At 39.7% G+C, this 21,240-nt stretch carries 16 protein-coding genes and 1 pseudogene; 15 read left to right on the top strand and 2 right to left on the bottom strand.

What is annotated here, in order from left to right; all coding sequences use genetic code 11:
• Positions 1 to 39: 39 nt before the first annotated feature.
• The 8 genes from ligA (at position 40) to N8L39_RS01915 (ending at position 12,149) form a co-directional block, all read left to right on the top strand.
• A complete protein-coding gene (gene ligA, locus N8L39_RS01950; protein ID WP_261009839.1) occupies positions 40 to 1,998 on the top strand; it encodes an NAD-dependent DNA ligase LigA in 1,959 nt (652 codons plus the stop codon).
• 111 nt (positions 1,999 to 2,109) lie between these two features.
• Complete coding sequence (gene pulA, locus N8L39_RS01945) at positions 2,110 to 4,389, top strand: type I pullulanase (RefSeq protein WP_261009840.1); 2,280 nt, start codon at positions 2,110 to 2,112, stop codon at positions 4,387 to 4,389.
• A 313-nt stretch (positions 4,390 to 4,702) separates the two neighbouring features.
• Positions 4,703 to 6,631, top strand: coding sequence for a 1,4-alpha-glucan branching protein GlgB (gene glgB, locus N8L39_RS01940; RefSeq protein ID WP_261009841.1), 1,929 nt, complete (start codon positions 4,703 to 4,705; stop codon positions 6,629 to 6,631).
• Complete coding sequence (locus N8L39_RS01935) at positions 6,621 to 7,763, top strand: glucose-1-phosphate adenylyltransferase (RefSeq protein ID WP_020902830.1); 1,143 nt, start codon at positions 6,621 to 6,623, stop codon at positions 7,761 to 7,763. Before glgB ends, N8L39_RS01935 begins: the two co-directional genes overlap by 11 nt.
• Positions 7,753 to 8,892: a glucose-1-phosphate adenylyltransferase subunit GlgD gene (gene glgD, locus N8L39_RS01930; RefSeq protein WP_261009842.1), complete on the top strand. Its 1,140-nt coding sequence runs from the start codon at positions 7,753 to 7,755 to the stop codon at positions 8,890 to 8,892. The genes N8L39_RS01935 and glgD overlap by 11 nt, the downstream gene beginning before the upstream one ends.
• A complete protein-coding gene (glgA, locus tag N8L39_RS01925) occupies positions 8,889 to 10,322 on the top strand; it encodes a glycogen synthase GlgA (RefSeq protein ID WP_261009843.1) in 1,434 nt (477 codons plus the stop codon). Before glgD ends, glgA begins: the two co-directional genes overlap by 4 nt.
• A 58-nt stretch (positions 10,323 to 10,380) precedes the next feature.
• The gene (serB, locus tag N8L39_RS01920) at positions 10,381 to 11,025 is read left to right on the top strand and encodes a phosphoserine phosphatase SerB (protein ID WP_261009844.1); all 645 of its coding nucleotides are present in this window, start codon (positions 10,381 to 10,383) and stop codon (positions 11,023 to 11,025) included.
• Positions 11,026 to 11,033: 8 nt separating this feature from the next.
• Complete coding sequence (locus tag N8L39_RS01915; RefSeq protein ID WP_261009845.1) at positions 11,034 to 12,149, top strand: glycerate kinase; 1,116 nt, start codon at positions 11,034 to 11,036, stop codon at positions 12,147 to 12,149.
• On the opposite strand, the gene N8L39_RS01910 is transcribed toward N8L39_RS01915, so the two are convergent.
• On the bottom strand, positions 12,146 to 12,592 hold the full coding sequence (locus N8L39_RS01910; protein ID WP_261009846.1) for a DUF1694 domain-containing protein: 447 nt from the start codon (positions 12,590 to 12,592) through the stop codon (positions 12,146 to 12,148). The two genes, N8L39_RS01915 and N8L39_RS01910, sit on opposite strands and share 4 nt — an antisense overlap.
• A 163-nt stretch (positions 12,593 to 12,755) precedes the next feature.
• Between N8L39_RS01910 and eno the strand changes: the two genes are divergently transcribed.
• The 6 genes and pseudogenes from eno to N8L39_RS01880 all read left to right on the top strand — a co-directional run.
• The gene (eno, locus tag N8L39_RS01905; protein ID WP_000022821.1) at positions 12,756 to 14,060 is read left to right on the top strand and encodes a surface-displayed alpha-enolase; all 1,305 of its coding nucleotides are present in this window, start codon (positions 12,756 to 12,758) and stop codon (positions 14,058 to 14,060) included.
• 268 nt (positions 14,061 to 14,328) lie between these two features.
• Positions 14,329 to 15,588: a UDP-N-acetylglucosamine 1-carboxyvinyltransferase gene (locus N8L39_RS01900; RefSeq protein WP_261009847.1), complete on the top strand. Its 1,260-nt coding sequence runs from the start codon at positions 14,329 to 14,331 to the stop codon at positions 15,586 to 15,588.
• Positions 15,589 to 15,603: 15 nt separating this feature from the next.
• A complete protein-coding gene (locus tag N8L39_RS01895) occupies positions 15,604 to 16,155 on the top strand; it encodes a GNAT family N-acetyltransferase (RefSeq protein ID WP_261010098.1) in 552 nt (183 codons plus the stop codon).
• Positions 16,148 to 17,425, top strand: coding sequence for a CBS-HotDog domain-containing transcription factor SpxR (gene spxR / locus N8L39_RS01890; protein ID WP_023942527.1), 1,278 nt, complete (start codon positions 16,148 to 16,150; stop codon positions 17,423 to 17,425). Before N8L39_RS01895 ends, spxR begins: the two co-directional genes overlap by 8 nt.
• A gap of 15 nt (positions 17,426 to 17,440) precedes the next feature.
• Positions 17,441 to 18,301 (top strand): methionyl aminopeptidase, encoded by an 861-nt coding sequence (locus N8L39_RS01885; RefSeq protein ID WP_000631543.1) that lies wholly within the window; start codon positions 17,441 to 17,443, stop codon positions 18,299 to 18,301.
• 314 nt (positions 18,302 to 18,615) lie between these two features.
• Positions 18,616 to 19,311 (top strand): annotated as a pseudogene (locus N8L39_RS01880) (riboflavin kinase); the annotation flags it as partial.
• Between the two features lie 93 nt (positions 19,312 to 19,404).
• Here the strand turns inward: N8L39_RS01880 and N8L39_RS01875 are convergent.
• Entirely contained in the window at positions 19,405 to 20,253 is an 849-nt protein-coding gene (locus N8L39_RS01875) for a YitT family protein (RefSeq protein ID WP_261009848.1), read from the bottom strand.
• A 140-nt stretch (positions 20,254 to 20,393) separates the two neighbouring features.
• Between N8L39_RS01875 and N8L39_RS01870 the strand changes: the two genes are divergently transcribed.
• Positions 20,394 to 21,233, top strand: a complete 840-nt coding sequence (locus tag N8L39_RS01870; RefSeq protein ID WP_261009849.1) for a DegV family protein — start codon at positions 20,394 to 20,396, stop codon at positions 21,231 to 21,233.
• Positions 21,234 to 21,240 lie beyond the last annotated feature (7 nt).

Below are 21,240 nucleotides of genomic sequence, written 5' to 3'. Positions count from 1 at the left end.
CCATTGTGAGGAGGGCTTAATTTATGGTAAAATGGTTTTATGAATAAAAGAATGAATGAGTTAGTCGCCTTGCTCAATCGCTATGCGACTGAGTACTATACCAGCGATAATCCATCGGTTTCAGATAGTGAGTATGATCGTCTTTACCGGGAGTTGGTTGAGTTGGAAGCTGCCTACCCAGATCAAGTGTTAGCAGACAGTCCGACCCATCGTGTTGGTGGCAAAGTCTTAGATGGTTTTGAAAAATACAGTCATCAGTATCCTCTTTATAGTTTGCAGGATGCTTTTTCACGTGAGGAGCTTGAAGCTTTTGATGCGCGTGTTCGTAAGGAAGTGGCTCATCCGACCTATATTTGTGAGCTGAAAATCGATGGCTTGTCTATCTCGCTGACTTATGAAAAGGGGATTTTAGTTGCTGGGGCAACGCGTGGAGATGGTTCTATTGGGGAAAATATCACAGAAAATCTCAAGCGTGTCAAGGACATTCCCTTAACTTTGCCAGAAGAACTAGATATCACAGTTCGTGGAGAATGTTATATGCCACGTGCTTCTTTTGACCAGGTCAACCAAGCTCGTCAAGAAAATGGAGAGCCTGAATTTGCCAATCCTCGTAATGCGGCGGCAGGAACTCTGCGTCAGCTGGATACAGCAGTAGTAGCCAAGCGTAATCTTGCAACGTTTCTCTATCAAGAAGCCAGCCCGTCAACTCGTGATAGTCAAGAAAAGGTTTTGAAGCACCTAGAACAACTAGGTTTTGTAGTCAATCCTAAGCGAATTCTCGCTGAAAACATAGATGAAATCTGGGATTTTATTCAAGAAGTAGGACAGGAACGGGAAAATCTGCCTTATGATATTGATGGAGTTGTAATCAAGATCAATGACCTAGCAAGCCAAGAAGAACTCGGCTTTACTGTCAAGGCTCCAAAGTGGGCAGTAGCCTACAAGTTTCCTGCTGAGGAAAAAGAAGCCCAACTCTTATCAGTTGATTGGACAGTTGGCCGTACGGGCGTTGTGACTCCAACTGCCAATCTGACTCCCGTTCAGCTTGCTGGGACAACTGTTAGCCGTGCGACTCTACACAATGTGGATTATATTGCTGAAAAAGATATCCGCAAAGACGATACGGTTATCGTCTATAAGGCTGGAGATATCATCCCTGCCGTTTTGCGTGTCGTAGAGTTCAAACGGGTTTCTGAAGAGAAACTGGATATCCCTACAAACTGTCCAAGTTGTAACTCTGACTTGTTGCACTTTGAAGATGAAGTGGCTCTCCGTTGTATCAATCCACGTTGCCCTGCCCAAATCATGGAAGGTTTGATTCACTTTGCCTCTCGAGATGCCATGAATATTACAGGCCTTGGTCCATCAGTAGTTGAGAAACTCTTTTCTGCTAATCTGGTTAAGGATGTGGCGGATATTTACCGATTACAAGAAGACGATTTCCTCCTTTTAGAGGGGGTTAAGGAAAAGTCTGCTTCTAAACTGTATCAGGCCATCCAAGCATCTAAGGAAAACTCAGCTGAAAAACTCTTGTTTGGACTAGGGATTCGCCATGTCGGAAGCAAGGCCAGTCAGCTTTTACTTCAACATTTTCATTCAATCGAAAATCTGGCTCAGGCAGATCCAGAGGAAGTGGCCAGTATTGAAAGTTTGGGTGGTGTGATTGCCAAGAGTCTTCAGACTTATTTTGCGACAGGAGGCTCTAAAATTCTCCTCAGAGAATTGAAAGAAGCTGGGGTTAATCTGGACTATAAAGGTCATACAGTAGTAGCGGATGCAGCCTTGTCAGGTCTGACAGTGGTATTGACTGGTAAATTGGAACGGCTCAAGCGCTCAGAAGCTAAAAGCAAACTAGAAAGTCTTGGTGCCAAGGTAACAGGCAGTGTTTCTAAAAAGACAGACCTTGTTGTTGCAGGAGCAGATGCTGGAAGTAAACTGCAAAAAGCACAAGAACTTGGTATCGAGGTTCGAGATGAAGCTTGGCTAGAAAGTCTGTAATGATAGTTTAAAACCAGAGTTTAGACAGTATAACTAGTTTGTTAATCGGGACAAAATCGGTCAAGAATTTATTAGTGAAACAGAAACAAATAAAAAAAGGAAAAATAAAAAATGTATAACTACCCTATGCGCATTCATTACCACCGCAAGAATGGTGAATACGACACTTGCTCTTTTGTAAAGAGTAAGGATCAACGAATTGATTTGCTAACCTACAAAGAAGATTATTTTGGTGCTTCATTTAGTTTTGAACATCCCAGTGTTCATCCCTTAGAAAGCTTGAATTTTGTGGTTCACACAGGTCAAACCAGTAAAGAGTATGCTATCCGTTTTAATCACTATCCCCTCTTAACAGAAGTCTGGATTTTGGAAGGAGATGATAGGATTTATTATTCTGAAAATCCTGCAATTGCAAGTCCTTTCTATAAAAATCAAAATCCTTTTGCCTTTGATAAGGCCATTAATAGTGCTAGTTTTGACCATCATTGGGGTTACCAAGGGGAATTGGGGTGTCGTGTAGAGGATAATCAGGCTCATTTTGCTCTCTGGGCTCCGACAGCGACAGAAGTGCAGATAGTTGTTTATGAATCAGCTGCTAATGATGCACCTGTTTGGAAAACATTTGAGATGGAGAGAGGCAATAGCTACTCCTATAATCATAAGGACAATACAATCGGTGTCTGGAGTTTGGATGTTGAGGAAGATTTGACTGGTAAGACTTATCAGTATCAAGTCCAATTCCCTCATCATCAAACCTTGACACGCGACCCGTACACAATTGCGACCAGTCCTGATGGCAAACGTTCAGCTATTCTGAGCCATGCAGAAAAGCAAGTTGAACACTTCGAGGTTAAGCATGGTTCTGATGCTACTTGGCGCTTGGCAAATCCATGTAAGGCAGTTATTTGTGAAATGCACATTCGTGATTTGACCAAATCACCGACCTCAGGTGTGGATGAACATCTTCGAGGAACTTTTTTAGGTGCTGCTCAGACTGGAACGGTTAACCAGTACGGTCAGTCAACTGCTTTTGATCACATCAAGAAGCTGGGCTACAATTATGTTCAGTTGCAACCAATTGCAGACCGTCATAAAGAATATGATGAGGATGGAAATGTAACCTACAACTGGGGTTATGACCCACAAAACTATAACGCGCCAGAAACTAGTTTTTCAACTAATCCAGATGATCCAGCTCAGGTTATTCGCGATTTGAAGACCATGGTTCAAGCTTACCACGATGCGGGTATTGGTGTCATTATGGATGTGGTCTATAACCATACTTTTTCAGTTGTTGATGCACCTTTCCAAACAACAGTCCCTGATTACTATTATCGTATGAATCCAGACGGTACCTTCCAGAATGGAACGGGTGTTGGAAATGAAACAGCCAGTGAACACGAAATGTTCCGCAAGTATATGATTGATTCTCTTCTATACTGGGTGCGGGAATACAACATTGACGGTTTCCGTTTTGACTTGATGGGGATTCATGATGTCAAGACCATGCAGATGATTCGTCAGAGTTTGGATGAAATTGACCCTCACATTATCCTTTATGGAGAAGGTTGGGACATGGGAACAGGTCTTGCCCCTTATGATAAGGCTAAGAAAGACAACGCCTACGAAATGCCAAATATTGGTTTCTTTAATGACAATCAGCGTGATGCTGTTAAAGGTGGAGAAGTTTACGGTGCAATTAAATCAGGTTTTGTCAGCGGTGCTGCGACAGAGCCAATTCTTGCCAAAGCAATCCTAGGCAGTCGTGAATTAGGAACCTATACACATCCAAATCAAGTACTTAACTATGTGGAAGCCCATGACAATTACAATCTTCACGATTTATTGGCAACTCTTCATCCAGACCAAAGTTCAGAACAAATCATGCGCAAGGTTGAGACAGCCACAGCTATGAACCTACTCATGCAAGGGATGGCCTTTATGGAAATCGGTCAAGAATTTGGTCGTACCAAACTAATTGCGACTGGTGAAAATGGTGAGTTGACCCATGATGATAGAGAGCGTGCTATGAATAGCTATAATGCTCCTGACAGTGTGAACCAAGTGAACTGGGATTTGATTAATGAGCGTCAAGATAGTATTGAGTTTATCCGTCAGATGATTCGATTGAAGACAGGAACCGGTGCCTTTTCTTACCTTACTTATGATGAAATTTACCATCATGTTTTTGTTCATTCAGCCAACGAACATAGTGGTTGGATTGTCTATGAGATTCAAGGGGAAGACCATTTACTGGTTGTCTTTAATGCTAAAGGACAAGACTTCCAGTTTGAAAATGCTGGAAATCTAGAACTATTGGTGACCAATAGTCATTTAAGTGATAAAGACATGGTTGGTGGCGTCAGTGCCAGCGTCTTTAAAGTTTTGTAGAATAGATTTACAATTTAAATTCATTTGTGGTGCTTTATCTGTTAATAAAATCAGGAGATTCGTTTCCTGATTTATTTTTTTACTTAAAATTATATTTTTGTTAGCTAAATAACGAACTTTATGATAGTATTATAAAAAAACAATTCGTTTTCATAGCGTTTCTGAAAATTTCTTGATTTACAAGTGAACACATCAGTGAATTTGTTGAAGACTTTCAAAAAATTTTTTTGCAAATTCCGTAATTTACTTGAATCTTCCCTAAAAAGGTAGTATAATAAATCTATAGAAAACGCTTACAGAATTAGGAGGGTGTATGGATAAGAATAATGCTTTAAAAACCTTTATGACAGGTGAAAATTTTCACCTCCAGCACTATCTGGGAGCTCATAGGGAAGAAAAAAATGGAGAGTATGGCTATACTTTTCGTGTGTGGGCGCCTAATGCTCAGGCTGTTCACTTGGTAGGGGATTTCACCAATTGGGTTGAAAATCAAATTCCGATGGAACGGAATGAATTTGGAGTATGGGAAGTCTTTACCAGTCTTGCTCAAGAAGGCCAAATTTATAAGTACCATATCACACGTGCAAATGGTCATCAGCTGATGAAGATTGACCCTTTGGCTTTACGGTATGAGGCACGACCTGGGACTGGGGCTATTTTAACTGATATTCCAGAAAAAAAATGGAAGGATGGTCTCTGGCTAGCCCGTAGAAAACGCTTGAGCTTTGAAGAGCGTCCTGTCAATATTTACGAGGCTCATGCTGGCTCTTGGAAGAGAAATCCTGATGGCAGCCCCTATAGTTTTTCTCAATTGAAAGATGAACTCATTCCTTACTTGGTTGAGATGAATTATACCCACATTGAGTTTATGCCCCTGATGTCTCACCCACTAGGTTTGAGTTGGGGCTATCAGCTTATGGGTTACTTTGCTCTAGAGCATGCCTATGGTCGCCCTGAAGAGTTTCAAGATTTTGTTGAGGAATGTCACTTAAACAATATAGGCGTTATTGTAGACTGGGTACCTGGTCACTTCACTATTAACGACGATGCCTTAGCTTATTATGATGGAACACCGACTTTTGAATACCAAGACCATAATAAGGCTCATAACTACGGTTGGGGAGCACTCAATTTTGACCTTGGAAAGAATGAAGTCCAGTCTTTCTTGATCTCTAGTATTAAGTTTTGGATTGATTTTTATCATTTAGATGGTATTCGCGTGGATGCTGTCAGCAATATGCTCTATCTTGACTACGATAATGCTCCATGGACACCTAATAAAGATGGTGGCAATCTTAACTATGAGGGTTATTATTTCTTAAAACGTTTGAATGATGTGATTAAACTAGTTCATCCAGACGTTATGATGATAGCTGAGGAAAGTTCATCAGCTACTCAGATTACTGACACCAAGGATTCAGATGGTCTAGGATTTGACTATAAATGGAATATGGGGTGGATGAATGACATCCTCCGATTCTACGAAGAAGATCCTATTTATCGTAAATATGACTTTAACCTGGTGACTTTCAGCTTTATGTATGTCTTCAAGGAGAACTATCTCTTACCATTCTCACACGATGAAGTGGTTCATGGCAAGAAGAGTATGATGCACAAGATGTGGGGAGATCGCTACAATCAATTCGCAGGCTTGCGCAATCTCTACACTTACCAAATTTGTCACCCAGGTAAAAAATTGCTCTTCATGGGTAGTGAATATGGGCAATTCCTAGAATGGAAATCTGAAGAACAGTTGGAATGGTCAAACCTAGAAGATCCAATGAATGCTAAGATGAAGTATTTCACTTCTCAGCTAAACCAGTTTTACAAAGACCACCGCTGTCTGTGGGAAATTGATACCAGCTATGATGGTATTGAAATCATCGATGCGGATAATAGAGACCAGAGTGTTCTTTCCTTCATCCGTAAGGGTAAGAAGGATGATATGTTAGTCTGTATCTTTAATATGGCACCTGTTGAACGAAAAGATTTTACAATCGGACTTCCTGTTGCAGGGATTTACGAAGAAGTCTGGAATACTGAGTTAGAAGAGTGGGGAGGCGTTTGGAAAGAACATAATCAAACTGTGCAAACGCAAGAAGGACTATGGAAAGATTATGAGCAGACCTTGACCTTTACCCTACCGGCTATGGGAGCAAGTGTTTGGAAAATCAAACGCCGCTTGAAACCTACTAAAACCGTCACAAGTAAAAACCAAAAAGGAGTAGAAAATGAAGAATGAAATGTTAGCTTTGATTCTTGCTGGTGGGCAAGGAACTCGTCTCGGTAAACTCACTCAAAGCATTGCAAAACCAGCTGTGCAATTTGGTGGGCGCTACCGTATCATTGACTTTGCTCTTTCAAACTGTGCCAACTCAGGCATCAACAATGTTGGAGTCATTACACAGTATCAACCACTTGCTCTCAACAACCATATTGGGAACGGTTCAAGCTGGGGACTAGACGGTATCAATTCTGGTGTCTCTATTCTTCAACCTTATTCTGCAAGTGAAGGCAATCGTTGGTTCGAAGGGACTAGTCACGCTATTTACCAAAATATTGATTATATCGACAGTGTCAACCCTGAGTATGTCTTAATTCTCTCTGGGGATCACATCTATAAAATGGACTATGATGATATGCTCCAGTCACACAAGGATAATAATGCTAGTTTGACAGTAGCAGTTCTTGATGTTCCTCTTAAGGAAGCTAGCCGTTTTGGTATCATGAATACAGATGCCAATAATCGCATTGTTGAATTTGAAGAAAAACCAGCTCAACCTAAATCTACCAAAGCTTCTATGGGAATCTATATCTTTGATTGGCAACGTCTCCGCAATATGCTTGTTGCTGCTGAAAAGAGCAATGTCGATATGTCAGACTTTGGTAAAAATGTCATTCCAAATTACCTTGAGTCAGGTGAAAGTGTTTATGCCTACGAATTTAATGGTTACTGGAAAGATGTTGGTACGATTGAATCGCTTTGGGAAGCTAACATGGAATATATTTCACCAGAAAATGCCTTGGATAGCCGTAACCGTCAATGGAAGATTTACTCAAGAAACTTAATTTCACCACCAAACTTCCTTGGGGCAAATGCTCATGTGGAAGATTCCTTGGTTGTCGATGGCTGTTTCGTAGATGGAACTGTTAAACATTCTATCCTCTCAACAGGTGCGCAAGTTCGCGAAGGGGCAGAAGTAGTAGATTCAGTTATCATGAGTGGTGCAATTGTCGGTCAGGGAGCTAAAATCAAACGTGCCATTATTGGTGAAGGTGCAGTTATTTCTGATGGTGTCGAAATTGATGGAACAGAAGAAGTACAAGTTGTAGGATATGATGAAGTAGTGGGGGTAGCAACAGATGAAGATTGATAAATATTCTGCCATTTTAGGAAACACAGTTGGTTTTCATGATATGTCAACACTGACAGACCACCGTCCAGTAGCTAGTTTGCCTTTCGGAGGTAAATATCGCTTGATCGACTTCCCACTTTCAAGTCTTGCTAATGCAGGTGTCCGTAGTATCTTTGGTATTTTCCAACAAGATAATATTAGCTCAGTCTTTGACCATATCCGTTCTGGTCGTGAGTGGGGCTTGTCAACCCTTCTTAGCCACTACTATCTAGGTATTTACAATACCCGTGTGGAAAGTAGTACAGTTGGAAAAGAATACTACCAACAGCTTCTTACTTACTTAAAACGTTCCGGCTCAAACCAAACAGTATCACTCAACTGTGATGTTTTGATTAATATTGATTTGAACCAAGTTTTCCATTTACACAGTACAACAAAAGGGCCTATCACTGTAGTTTATAAAAAACTAGCTAAGAAAGACATTTCAGAAGTAAATGCAATCTTGGAAGTGGATGAAACAGACCATGTTCGTTCTCATAAACTATTTGATAGCAAATCAACAGATGAAGTCTATAATATGTCTACAGATATTTTTGTAGTTGATACACCATGGTTGATAGAACGCTTGGAAGAAGAAGCTAAGAAAGAACATCCAGAGAAGTTGCGCTATGTTTTACGGGATTTAGCTGCAAAAGAAGGGGCTTTTGCCTACGAGTACACAGGTTATCTGGCAAATATTCACTCTGTAGAATCGTATTATCAAGCGAATATCGATATGCTTGAATCACAAAAATTCTACTCTCTCTTCTCACCAAATCAAAAGATTTATACAAAGGTCAAAAACGAAGAACCAACTTACTATGCTAATACATCTAAGGTAAGCACATCTCAGTTTGCCTCAGGTAGTATTATTGAAGGTCAAGTGGCTAATTCTGTTTTATCACGTAATATTCATGTCCATAAGGATTGCCTGGTTAAAGATAGCCTGCTCTTCCCTCGCGTTGTTATTGGAGAAGGTGCTCAGGTCGAATATGCTATCTTGGACAAGGGTGTTGAAGTTGCGGATGGAGTTGTGATCCGTGGAACTGCAGAACATCCAGTCGTCGTTAAGAAAGGTAGCAAAGTAACAGAGGATATTCATTCATGAAAATTTTATTTGTAGCAGCAGAGGGTGCACCCTTTTCAAAAACAGGTGGTTTGGGAGACGTTATTGGCGCTCTTCCCAAATCACTGGTAAAAGCTGGGCACGAAGTTGCAGTGATTTTACCCTACTATGACATGGTAGAGGCTAAATTTGGAAATCAAATTGAAGATGTGCTTCATTTTGAGGTGAGTGTTGGTTGGCGCAGACAGTATTGTGGAATTAAGAAAACAGTACTAAATGGTGTGACCTTCTACTTTATTGACAACCAATATTATTTCTTCCGTGGTCATGTTTACGGTGATTTTGACGACGGAGAACGCTTTGCCTTTTTCCAACTTGCTGCCATTGAGGCTATGGAAAGGATTGACTTTATTCCTGACCTTCTCCATGTTCATGACTACCATACAGCTATGATTCCTTTCTTGTTAAAGGAAAAATACCGTTGGATTCAAGCCTATCAAGGAATAAAAACTGTTTTAACCATTCATAATTTGGAATTCCAAGGACAATTTTCAGAGGGAATGTTATGGGATTTGTTTGGAGTTGGCTTTGAACGTTACGCTGATGGTACCCTTCGATGGAACAACTGTCTGAACTGGATGAAGGCTGGTATTCTTTATGCTGACCGTGTTTCAACCGTTTCACCTAGCTATGCTCATGAAATTATGACCAGTCAGTTCGGATGTAACTTGGATCAAATTCTTCGAATGGAGTCTGGCAAGGTGTCTGGTATCGTGAACGGGATTGATGCTGACCTGTATAATCCTCAGACGGATGCCCTATTAGATTATCATTTTAATCAGGAAGATTTGTCTGGGAAGGCCCAAAACAAGGCAAAATTGCAAGAAAGAGTTGGTTTACCCGTTAGGGCTGATGTCCAACTGGTGGGAATTGTTTCTCGTTTGACACGTCAAAAAGGTTTTGATGTGGTGGTGGAAAGTCTGCACCATATCTTGCAAGAAGATGTTCAGATTGTTCTTTTAGGAACTGGTGATCCAGCCTTTGAAGGAGCTTTCTCATGGTTTGCTCAAATCTATCCAGACAAGCTATCAGCAAATATTACTTTTGACGTCAAACTTGCTCAAGAAATCTATGCTGCTTGTGACCTCTTCCTCATGCCGAGTCGTTTTGAACCATGTGGCTTGTCTCAAATGATGGCGATGCGTTATGGAACCTTGCCATTGGTCCATGAAGTTGGTGGCTTGAGAGATACCGTTCGCGCTTTCAATCCAATCGAAGGAAGCGGCACTGGCTTTAGCTTTGACAATCTATCTCCTTATTGGTTAAATTGGACTTTCCAAACAGCTTTGGACTTGTATAGAAACCATCCTGATGTTTGGAGAAATCTACAAAAACAAGCCATGGAGTGTGATTTCTCATGGGATACAGCCTGCAGGTCATACCTTGACTTGTACCATAGTTTAGTTAATTAATAGATAAAATCGTATGATGACTTCATACGATTTTTGGGCTATTTAGAGAGGAGAACTGATGTCTCAAGTAAAAGGATTGTGTGTTATGGATGTTGATGGAACCTTAATCCTAGAAGAAGTGATTGACATTTTGGGAAGAGAGGTAGGTCGTGAGGAGGAAATTGCGCAGCTTACAAGTCAGGCAATGCGAGGAGAGTTAGACTTTGAAAGCAGTTTACGAAAAAGAGTGTCCTTGTTGGAAGGTCTTCCTGTTTCGGTCTTTGATACAGTCTTCAACTCTATTCATCTATCTCCAAATGCCCAGGAATTCATTTCCATTCTCCAAAAGAATGGAATCCTAGTTGGTCTGGTGTCCGGTGGATTTACTCCAATAGTTAAGAGATTAGCAAAATCTCTTGGAATTGCCTATTTTTCTGCCAACCAACTTGAAGTCAAAGACGGTCTTCTAACAGGAAAATTAGTTGGACAAATTATCAGTCCCAAGGTTAAAAAAGAGACTCTGGAACAATGGAGAGAGAAACTAAAACTTCCTAAAGAAAGAACGATTGCAATCGGTGATGGGGCCAATGACTTATTAATGCTAAAGTCGGCGGGAATAGGAATCGCTTTTTGTGCTAAAGAAGTGCTGAAACAAGAAATACCACATCATGTTGACAAGAGGGATTTTTTAGAAGTTCTTCCTTTGATTGACTTTTTAGAATGAGGGAAAATATGAAGATTGTAATTGCACCAGATTCGTTTAAGGAAAGTTTGACCGCTGATCAGGTAGCTGAAGCTATTAAGAGAGGCTTCCAACAATCGATAGCAGATGTAGACTGTCTCCTCTGCCCTGTTGGTGATGGTGGAGAAGGCACTGTAGATGCTATCCGACATTCTCTTGACCTAGAAGAAAAATGGATCCAAGTGACAGGACCTTTTGGACAAAAAGAAGCTATGCGCTATTTTCAAAAGGAGCAACTAGCCCTATTCGAAGTAGCTGACTTGGTCGGCCTTGGAAAAATTCCGCCGGAGGAACGAAATCCACTGCAAATCCAAACTTGTGGTATTGGAGAATTGATTTGCCACCTCATCGATCAAGGGATTAAAGATATCTATATCGGTGTTGGTGGTACGGCCAGTAATGATGGAGGTATTGGGATTGCTGCTAGTTTAGGGTATCAATTTTATGATAGGGATGGAAATGCCTTGCCTGCTTGCGGCCAATCCTTACTAAAATTAGCTTCTGTTTCAACAGAAAATTTCTATAAAATTCCTGAAGATGTTCACATTCGTATTTTAGCAGATGTCGTGAGTCCCTTATGTGGTCATCAAGGTGCGACCTACACCTTTGGCAAACAAAAAGGGCTAGATCCTACTATGTTTGAGGATGTAGATCAGGCAATCCAAGATTTTTATGTAAAAGTCTCCCCTGCAACATTAGAACTGAAAGGAGCAGGAGCTGGTGGAGGCATTGCTGGCGGTTTGTGTGCCTTTGCTAAGGCAAGTATCGTATCTGGAATTGACACCTGCCTAGACTTGATTGACTTTGATAAGAAAGTTTCTGATGCTGACTTGGTTATCGTTGGTGAAGGAAGACTAGATTGTCAAAGTTTAGCAGGGAAAGCACCAATTGGTGTAGCAAAAAGAACTCCTGTCGGAGTTCCTGTTATTGCTATTTGCGGTAGCCTCGCCGAAGATTTACCTTCCCTACCATTTGAGAATATCCAAGCGGCTTTTTCAATTTTGGAGAAAAGTGAACAATTAGAAGATAGTTTGAAAAATGCTAGTCTCTATTTAGAGCACACGGCTGCCAATATTGGGCGTTTATTAAGTCTGAGTAAGATTTAGCCAAACCATTTCTTCCATAAGGATGTTTTGATTGGTTCTTCCTTTTTAACTTCCCAAAGTTTTGCAAAAGCAAGTCGAAGGTTCTTTTCTTCTACTTGCACTGGTACATTGGTATGAATAATAAGACCGAAAGGAGAAGAAGTGTGTTCTTCAGATACTATGGTAGCTTGACTATTCGTTTTTTTTGCTTCTTTCAAGTAGAAAACTTGCTTGTCAAATTCGATAGTTGGTGAAATCTTTACAAATAGTGGCTCAGCTTTTTCCTGAAGTTTTTCTAAGATAGATAAAAATCCCTTTTCTAGCTGAGGGCTATTTGCCGTGTCAATATCTGCATAGCCAAGAACTCTTTCTTCAAATGTTCCAAGATAGCGTCTTTGCTCATCTGGATTTAATTTTGGCCCACCATGAGCTTTTTCAAGTAATTGTTTTGATAAATCTGTCATGAAAACAGTATATCATAAAAGTTAGAATAAAACAGACAAAAGAAAGCGATTACTTTATAAAGTTAAGGAAAATTTGCACAAAGATAACGTTTTTTCTTGAAAAAGGAGGGGTTTTAAGGTATTATAGAGGTGTAAAAAATTTAACTCATAAGGAGAGTAAAAAATGTCAATTATTACTGATGTTTACGCTCGCGAAGTCCTAGACTCACGCGGTAACCCAACACTTGAAGTAGAAGTTTACACTGAATCAGGTGCTTTCGGACGTGGTATGGTTCCATCAGGAGCTTCTACTGGTGAACACGAAGCAGTTGAACTTCGCGACGGTGACAAATCTCGTTACGGTGGTCTTGGTACACAAAAAGCTGTTGATAACGTAAACAACATCATTGCTGAAGCTATCATCGGCTACGATGTACGTGACCAACAAGCTATCGACCGTGCTATGATCGCACTTGACGGTACTCCTAACAAAGGTAAATTGGGTGCTAACGCAATCCTTGGTGTGTCTATCGCTGTAGCTCGTGCTGCTGCTGACTATCTTGAAATCCCACTTTACAGCTACCTTGGTGGATTCAACACTAAAGTTCTTCCAACTCCAATGATGAACATCATCAACGGTGGTTCTCACTCTGACGCTCCAATCGCTTTCCAAGAATTCATGATCGTACCTGCTGGTGCACCATCATTTAAAGAAGCTCTTCGTTGGGGTGCTGAAATCTTCCACGCTCTTAAGAAAATCCTTAAATCTCGTGGTCTTGAAACAGCCGTAGGTGACGAAGGTGGATTCGCTCCTCGTTTTGAAGGAACTGAAGATGGAGTTGAAACTATCCTTGCTGCTATCGAAGCTGCTGGATATGTTCCAGGTAAAGACGTATTTATCGGATTTGACTGTGCTTCATCAGAATTCTACGATAAAGAACGTAAAGTTTACGACTACACTAAATTCGAAGGTGAAGGCGCTGCTGTACGTACTGCTGCAGAACAAATCGACTACCTTGAAGAATTGGTAAACAAATACCCAATCATCACTATTGAAGATGGTATGGACGAAAACGACTGGGACGGTTGGAAAGCTCTTACTGAACGTCTTGGTGGTAAAGTTCAATTGGTTGGTGACGACTTCTTCGTAACAAACACTTCTTACCTTGAAAAAGGTATTGCAGAAGGTGCTGCTAACTCAATCCTTATCAAAGTTAACCAAATCGGTACTCTTACTGAAACATTTGACGCTATCGAAATGGCGAAAGAAGCTGGTTACACTGCCGTTGTATCACACCGTTCAGGTGAAACTGAAGATTCAACAATCGCTGACATCGCAGTTGCAACAAACGCAGGACAAATCAAGACTGGTTCACTTTCACGTACAGACCGTATCGCTAAATACAACCAATTGCTTCGCATCGAAGACCAACTTGGTGAAGTAGCAGAATACCGTGGATTGAAATCATTCTACAACTTGAAAAAATAAAATAGTTCAGTGAACTATTTTATCCCGAACCTTGAAATTCAAAAGTTCGGCCGTTGATTTAACAACGTTTCTAGCCCCTCGGATTTTATCCGAAGGGCTTTTTTTCTGTTCAGGGGGTAAAAAAGGGGCAAAACTTTGTAAGAAACTCAGTTACCAATAAATCCTATTCAGCTAATATAATTGAAAATGATGGAAAAAAGGGTGAATTTATGATATACTTTAATGTAGGACCTTTTTAGAAATTTTGAAAGAGTATAAAAAATTTAAAATGAGAAAAATTGTTATCAATGGTGGCTTGCCCCTGCAAGGTGAGATTACCATTAGTGGCGCAAAGAATAGTGTAGTAGCTTTGATTCCGGCTATTATTTTGGCAGATGATGTTGTAACTTTGGATTGTGTGCCAGATATTTCCGATGTAGCAAGTCTTGTCGAAATTATGGAATTGATGGGAGCTACTGTTAAGCGTTATGACGATGTGTTAGAGATTGATCCAAGAGGTGTTCAAAATATTCCAATGCCTTATGGGAAAATTAATAGTCTTCGTGCATCTTATTATTTTTATGGAAGTCTTTTAGGTCGCTTTGGTGAAGCTACTGTTGGTTTACCTGGTGGATGTGATTTGGGACCTCGCCCTATTGACTTACACCTTAAGGCTTTTGAAGCTATGGGAGCAACTGTTAGCTACGAGGGAGATAACATGAAGTTATCTGCCAAAGATACAGGACTTCACGGCGCAAGTATCTACATGGATACGGTTAGTGTGGGTGCGACGATTAATACGATGATTGCTGCGGTTAAAGCAAATGGTCGTACTATTATTGAAAATGCAGCCCGTGAACCTGAGATTATTGACGTTGCTACTCTATTGAATAATATGGGTGCCCATATCCGTGGTGCCGGAACCAATATCATCATTATTGATGGTGTTGACAGATTACATGGAACGCGTCATCAGGTGATTCCAGACCGTATTGAAGCAGGAACATATATTTCCTTAGCTGCTGCAGTCGGTAAGGGAATTCGTATTAATAATGTTCTTTATGAACACTTAGAAGGATTCATCGCTAAGTTGGAAGAAATGGGAGTTCGAATGACTGTATCGGAGGACAGTATTTTTGTCGAAGAACAGTCTAATTTGAAAGCAATCAATATTAAGACAGCACCTTATCCTGGTTTTGCTACTGACTTGCAACAACCAATTACTCCTCTTTTGTTAACAGCAGAAGGACGTGGTACTATTATTGATACCATTTATGAAAAACGTGTAAACCATGTTTTTGAACTAGCAAAGATGGACGCGGATATTACGACTACAAACGACCATATTTTATATACTGGTGGCCGTAGTTTACGTGGTGCAAATGTAAAAGCTACTGATCTTAGAGCTGGGGCCGCACTTGTCATCGCTGGACTGATGGCTGAAGGTAAAACTGAAATTACAAATATTGAGTTCATTTTACGTGGTTATTCGAATATTATTGAAAAACTACGTAATCTAGGGGCAGATGTTTCATTAGTTGAAGAATAAACCGTAGAGGTGTTTATGAATATTTGGACCAAATTAGCAATGTTTTCTTTTTTTGAAACGGATCGCTTGTATTTGCGTCCTTTCTTTTTTAGTGATAGTCAAGACTTCCATGAGATAGCCTCAAATCCTGAAAATTTACAATTTATTTTCCCAACTCAGGTAAGTCTGGAAGAAAGTCAATATGCACTGGCCAATTATTTTATGAAGGCTCCTTTAGGTGTATGGGCTATTTGTGACAAGAAAACTGAAAAAATGATTGGTTCAATTAAGTTTGAAAAGCTAGATGAAATAAAAAAAGAAGCAGAAATTGGTTATTTTTTGAGAAAAGACGCTTGGTCGCAAGGGTTCATGACAGAAGTTGTTAAAAAACTTTGTCAGCTTTCTTTTGAGGAATTTGGTTTAAAACAACTATCTATCATTACCCACCTTGAAAATGAAGCTAGCCAACGAGTTGCTCTTAAGGCTGGATTTCGTTTGTTCCGTCAGTTTAAGGGAAGTGATCGCTATACAAGAAAAATGCGGGATTATCTTGAATTTCGGTATGTAAAAGGAGAATTCAATGAGTAAGCATCAGGAAATTCTAAGCTATTTGGAGGAATTACCAGTAGGTAAAAGGGTCAGTGTTCGTAGTATTTCCAACCATCTGGGAGTCAGTGATGGAACGGCCTATCGCGCTATCAAGGAAGCTGAAAACCGTGGAATTGTAGAGACTCGCCCAAGAAGTGGTACTATCCGTGTTAAATCTCAGAAAGTTGCTATTGAAAGATTAACTTTTGCTGAAATTGCAGAAGTGACTTCTTCTGAGGTTCTGGCTGGGCAAGAAGGTTTAGAGAGAGAATTCAGTAAGTTTTCAATTGGTGCCATGACTGAACAAAATATCTTGTCCTACCTTCACGATGGGGGACTCTTGATTGTAGGAGACCGTACTCGTATCCAATTACTAGCACTTGAAAATGAAAATGCAGTTCTGGTTACAGGTGGATTTCAGGTTCATGATGATGTGCTTAAACTGGCCAATCAAAAAGGAATTCCTGTTTTAAGAAGCAAACATGATACTTTCACTGTCGCGACCATGATCAATAAAGCCTTGTCAAATGTCCAAATCAAGACTGATATTCTGACAGTTGAGAAACTTTATCGTCCGAGTCATGAGTATGGTTTTCTGAGAGAGACCGACACAGTCAAAGATTATTTGGATTTGGTTCGTAAGAATCGTAGCAGTCGTTTCCCTGTTATTAATCAACATCAGGTCGTTGTTGGGGTTGTTACTATGAGAGACGCTGGTGATAAGTCACCAAGTACGACAATTGATAAGGTCATGTCTCGTAGTCTATTTTTGGTTGGATTATCGACAAATATTGCCAATGTGAGTCAACGGATGATTGCAGAAGACTTTGAAATGGTACCGGTTGTTCGGAATAATCAAACCTTGCTTGGAGTTGTAACCAGACGAGATGTCATGGAGAAGATGAGCCGTTCCCAAGTTTCGGCTTTACCGACTTTTTCTGAGCAGATTGGTCAAAAACTTTCTTATCACCATGATGAAGTAGTGATTACAGTGGAACCCTTTATGCTTGAGAAAAACGGAGTTTTAGCCAACGGTGTATTGGCAGAAATTCTGACCCACATGACTCAAGATTTAGTTGTGAATAGTGGGCGCAATCTCATCATCGAGCAGATGCTAATCTACTTTTTGCAGGCTGTTCAGATAGATGATATACTACGCATTCAAGCACGCATTATTCATCATACTAGACGATCAGCTATTATTGATTACGATATTTATCATGGTCATCAGATTGTTTCAAAAGCAAATGTAACCGTTAAAATTAATTAGAAACTAGGAGAAAAAATGATAACATTAAAATCAGCTCGTGAAATCGAAGCTATGGATAAGGCCGGTGATTTTTTAGCAAGTATCCATATTGGCTTGCGTGATTTGATTAAGCCTGGCGTAGATATGTGGGAAGTTGAAGAATACGTGCGCCGTCGTTGTAAGGAAGAAAATTTCCTTCCGCTTCAGATTGGAGTTGACGGTGCAATGATGGACTATCCTTATGCTACCTGTTGCTCTCTTAATGATGAAGTAGCTCATGCTTTCCCTCGTCATTATATCTTGAAAGATGGTGATTTGCTTAAGGTTGATATGGTTTTGGGAGGTCCAATTGCTAAATCTGACCTGAATGTCTCAAAATTAAACTTCAACAATGTCGAGCAAATGAAAAAATACACTCAGAGCTATTCTGGTGGTCTAGCAGACTCATGTTGGGCTTACGCCGTTGGTACACCGTCCGAAGAAGTGAAAAATCTGATGGATGTAACTAAAGAAGCCATGTATAAGGGGATTGAGCAAGCTGTTGTTGGGAACCGTATTGGTGATATTGGTGCAGCCATTCAAGAATACGCTGAAAGTCGTGGTTACGGTGTAGTGCGTGATTTGGTTGGTCATGGTGTTGGCCCAACTATGCATGAAGAACCAATGGTTCCTAACTATGGTATTGCAGGTCGTGGGCTTCGTCTCCGTGAAGGAATGGTCTTGACTATTGAACCAATGATCAATACAGGTGACTGGGAAATTGATACAGATATGAAGACCGGTTGGGCGCATAAGACCATTGACGGTGGCCTATCTTGTCAATATGAACACCAATTCGTGATTACAAAAGATGGTCCTGTTATCTTGACTAGCCAAGGTGAAGAAGGAACTTATTAATAGAAAGCGGAAATACTGCTGGAAGTTCATTTCTAAAGAATCCAGTAGATCTTTTCATATTAAATAAACGCATTGTATCAATTTTTTAAGTACCTGATACAATGCGTTTTTTCTGGATTTTAAATTCTTACCTCAATATATTGTACTTTATCATCATTTCAAAAAATGAACTTTCTACAATATTACACTTCAGGTAAAAATTATGTTTCGGATTTTCTATCACAGAAATAGATATCATTATGAAATAATTATTTTATAATTACTACTATTTCTATAAAAACCAAAAAGATATTGGCAAACTATCTGATAAATAATTATTTCGTGTTGCAAACAAGGCTGAGAGAAAGGATTTGTTGCCTATCGTCGTTATGACCTTTAATGAATCTCCAAAGATCGCTTTAGAGCCTTATCATCCTGATCTGTTTTTACATATTTTGAACCCTGCTGAACGTGAGAGGAAACTAAAGCGTGAAGGCGTAGAAGAATTTTTTAGTAGTCAATTCGCTAGTCTTACGGCAGAAGATTTAAAGAATTACTTTGATGGAGAAGTTATCAGTGTCCCACCTGTAGAAGATGAGAAAGGAAAGATTAGTTCAACTCGTATCCGTCAAGCTATTTTAGGTGGAAATGTGAAAGAAGCAGGAGAACTTTTGGGGGCACCACTTCCATCCAGAGGGATGGTGGTTCATGGTAACGCTCGTGGTCGTACGATTGGTTATCCAACAGCTAATTTGGTACTTTTAGACCGTACTTATATGCCAGCAGATGGTGTTTATGTTGTTGAGATTCAAAGAAAGAAGTATCGTGCTACGGCTAGTGTTGGAAAAAATGTGATCTTTGATTGAGAAGAAGCACGTTTTGAAGTCAATATTTTTTATTTTAATCAAGATAATTATGGTGAAACCGTTATGGCTTATTGGCTTGATCGTATTCGAGATATGACCAAATTTGACTCAGTCGACCAATTAGTTGATCAGTTAAAGGATGATGAAGAACTAGCTCGAAATTGATCTTGAGCGTTTTAGAAAATAAAAAAGAGGTTGTCTGTAACCCAAAAGATAGATGAATAAGTCTAACTTTTGAGGTCACTACACTACCTCTTTTTATTCTTTTTCAAAGGTGAAGCCTTCTCCTAGGATTTCATGGGCTTCTGTAATAGTTATAAAGGCTTGAGGATCAATTCGATGAATCATTTCCTTCATTTTCACAATTTCATTTCTTCCGACAATACAGTAAATGATTTTTAAATCTTCTCGACTATAATAACCTTGACCAGAAATAAAAGTAACGCCTCTTCCTAGGTCATCATTAATTGCTTTAGCAAGTTGGTCAGGACGTTTTGTGATAATCATAAATCCTTTACCTGCATAGCCACCTTCTCCAATCAAATCAATAACACGAGAAACGATAAAATCAAATAAGAGCGTGTAGGAAACCAATCTCAGATCCTTGAAGATGATGAGAATGAGCATGAGAATACAAAAATCTAAGATAAAGAGCAGTTTTCCCATGGATATATGAGTGTATTTATTGAGAATACGAGCTAGAATATCAGTACCACCAGTTGTACCTCCAGCATTAAAGATAATTCCAAGACCAATTCCCAATAGAATCCCAGCTATAAGGGCAGTAATTAATAAATCACCTTGAAGATCAATATGAAGGGGAATACGTTCAAAAAAGGCCAACCAGGCGGACAAGGCTAAGGTTCCTAGTAAACTAGAATAGAGGGACTTTGCTCCAAAAATCTTCCAAGCTAGGATGAAAAGGGGAATATTAATCAGCAAGTTCATGAGCGAAACAGGGATTTTAAAAAGATAAAAGGTGATAAGGGTAATACCCGTCGCCCCTCCTTCAAAGAGATGATGAGGAACTACAAAATAAGTCAGACCGAAAGCATAAATAGCAGCACCTAGTAAAATAGTTAAAATGGGATAAATTTTTTTAATCATAGGAACCTCTTTTCTTATAAGTAGATTATATCAAATTTTTAAGGAAAATTTGAATGACTCTATTAGGATTTTTAATCTTTTTTTGATATAATTAAAAGTAAGAAAACCAATCTGAATCCTAAAATAGAAAGATTGATACTATGACAAAAATTAAGATTGTAACCGATTCATCTGTTACTATTGAACCTGAACTAGTAAAACAATTAGATATCACTGTTGTTCCATTATCTGTAATGATTGATAATGTTGTTTATTCGGATGCTGATTTGAAAGAAGAAGGTAAATTTCTTCAGTTGATGCAAGCAAGTAAGAATCTTCCAAAGACAAGTCAGCCCCCTGTAGGTGTCTTTGCTGAAGTTTTTGAAGATCTATGCAAGGATGGTAGCCAGATTCTTACTATTCATATGTCTCATGCCCTTTCTGGTACTGTAGAAGCGGCACGTCAAGGTGCTAGCTTATCTACTGCCGATGTGACAGTTATTGATAGTTCTTTCACTGACCAAGCCTTGAAATTCCAAGTTGTTGAGGCTGCAAAATTAGCGCAAGAAGACAAAGAGTTGGAGGAAATCTTATCTCATGTAGAAGAGGTTAAAAACCACACAGAACTCTATATTGGCGTTTCGACTTTGGAAAATCTTGTCAAAGGTGGACGAATTGGGCGTGTAACTGGATTGTTGAGCTCCCTTCTCAATATACGTGTTGTCATGCAGATGAAAGACCATGAATTGCAGCCAATCGTTAAAGGTCGTGGAGCTAAAACTTTTAAAAAATGGTTAGATGAGCTGACAAGTTCGCTAACTGAACGTTCTGTAGCAGAGATTGGAATTTCATATTCTGGTAGTGCTGATTGGGCAAAAGAGATGAAAGAAAGCTTACAAGCTTATGTTGAAAAGCCTATTTCAGTTTTGGAAACGGGCTCTATTATTCAAACTCACACGGGTGAGAACGCTTGGGCTGTTTTAGTACGTTACCACTCCTAAAAAAATA

Source organism: Streptococcus mitis, assembly GCF_946190285.1.
Classification (GTDB): Bacteria; Bacillota; Bacilli; order Lactobacillales; family Streptococcaceae; genus Streptococcus; species Streptococcus mitis_CP.
This window is presented reverse-complemented; position numbering and strand designations above follow the sequence as displayed.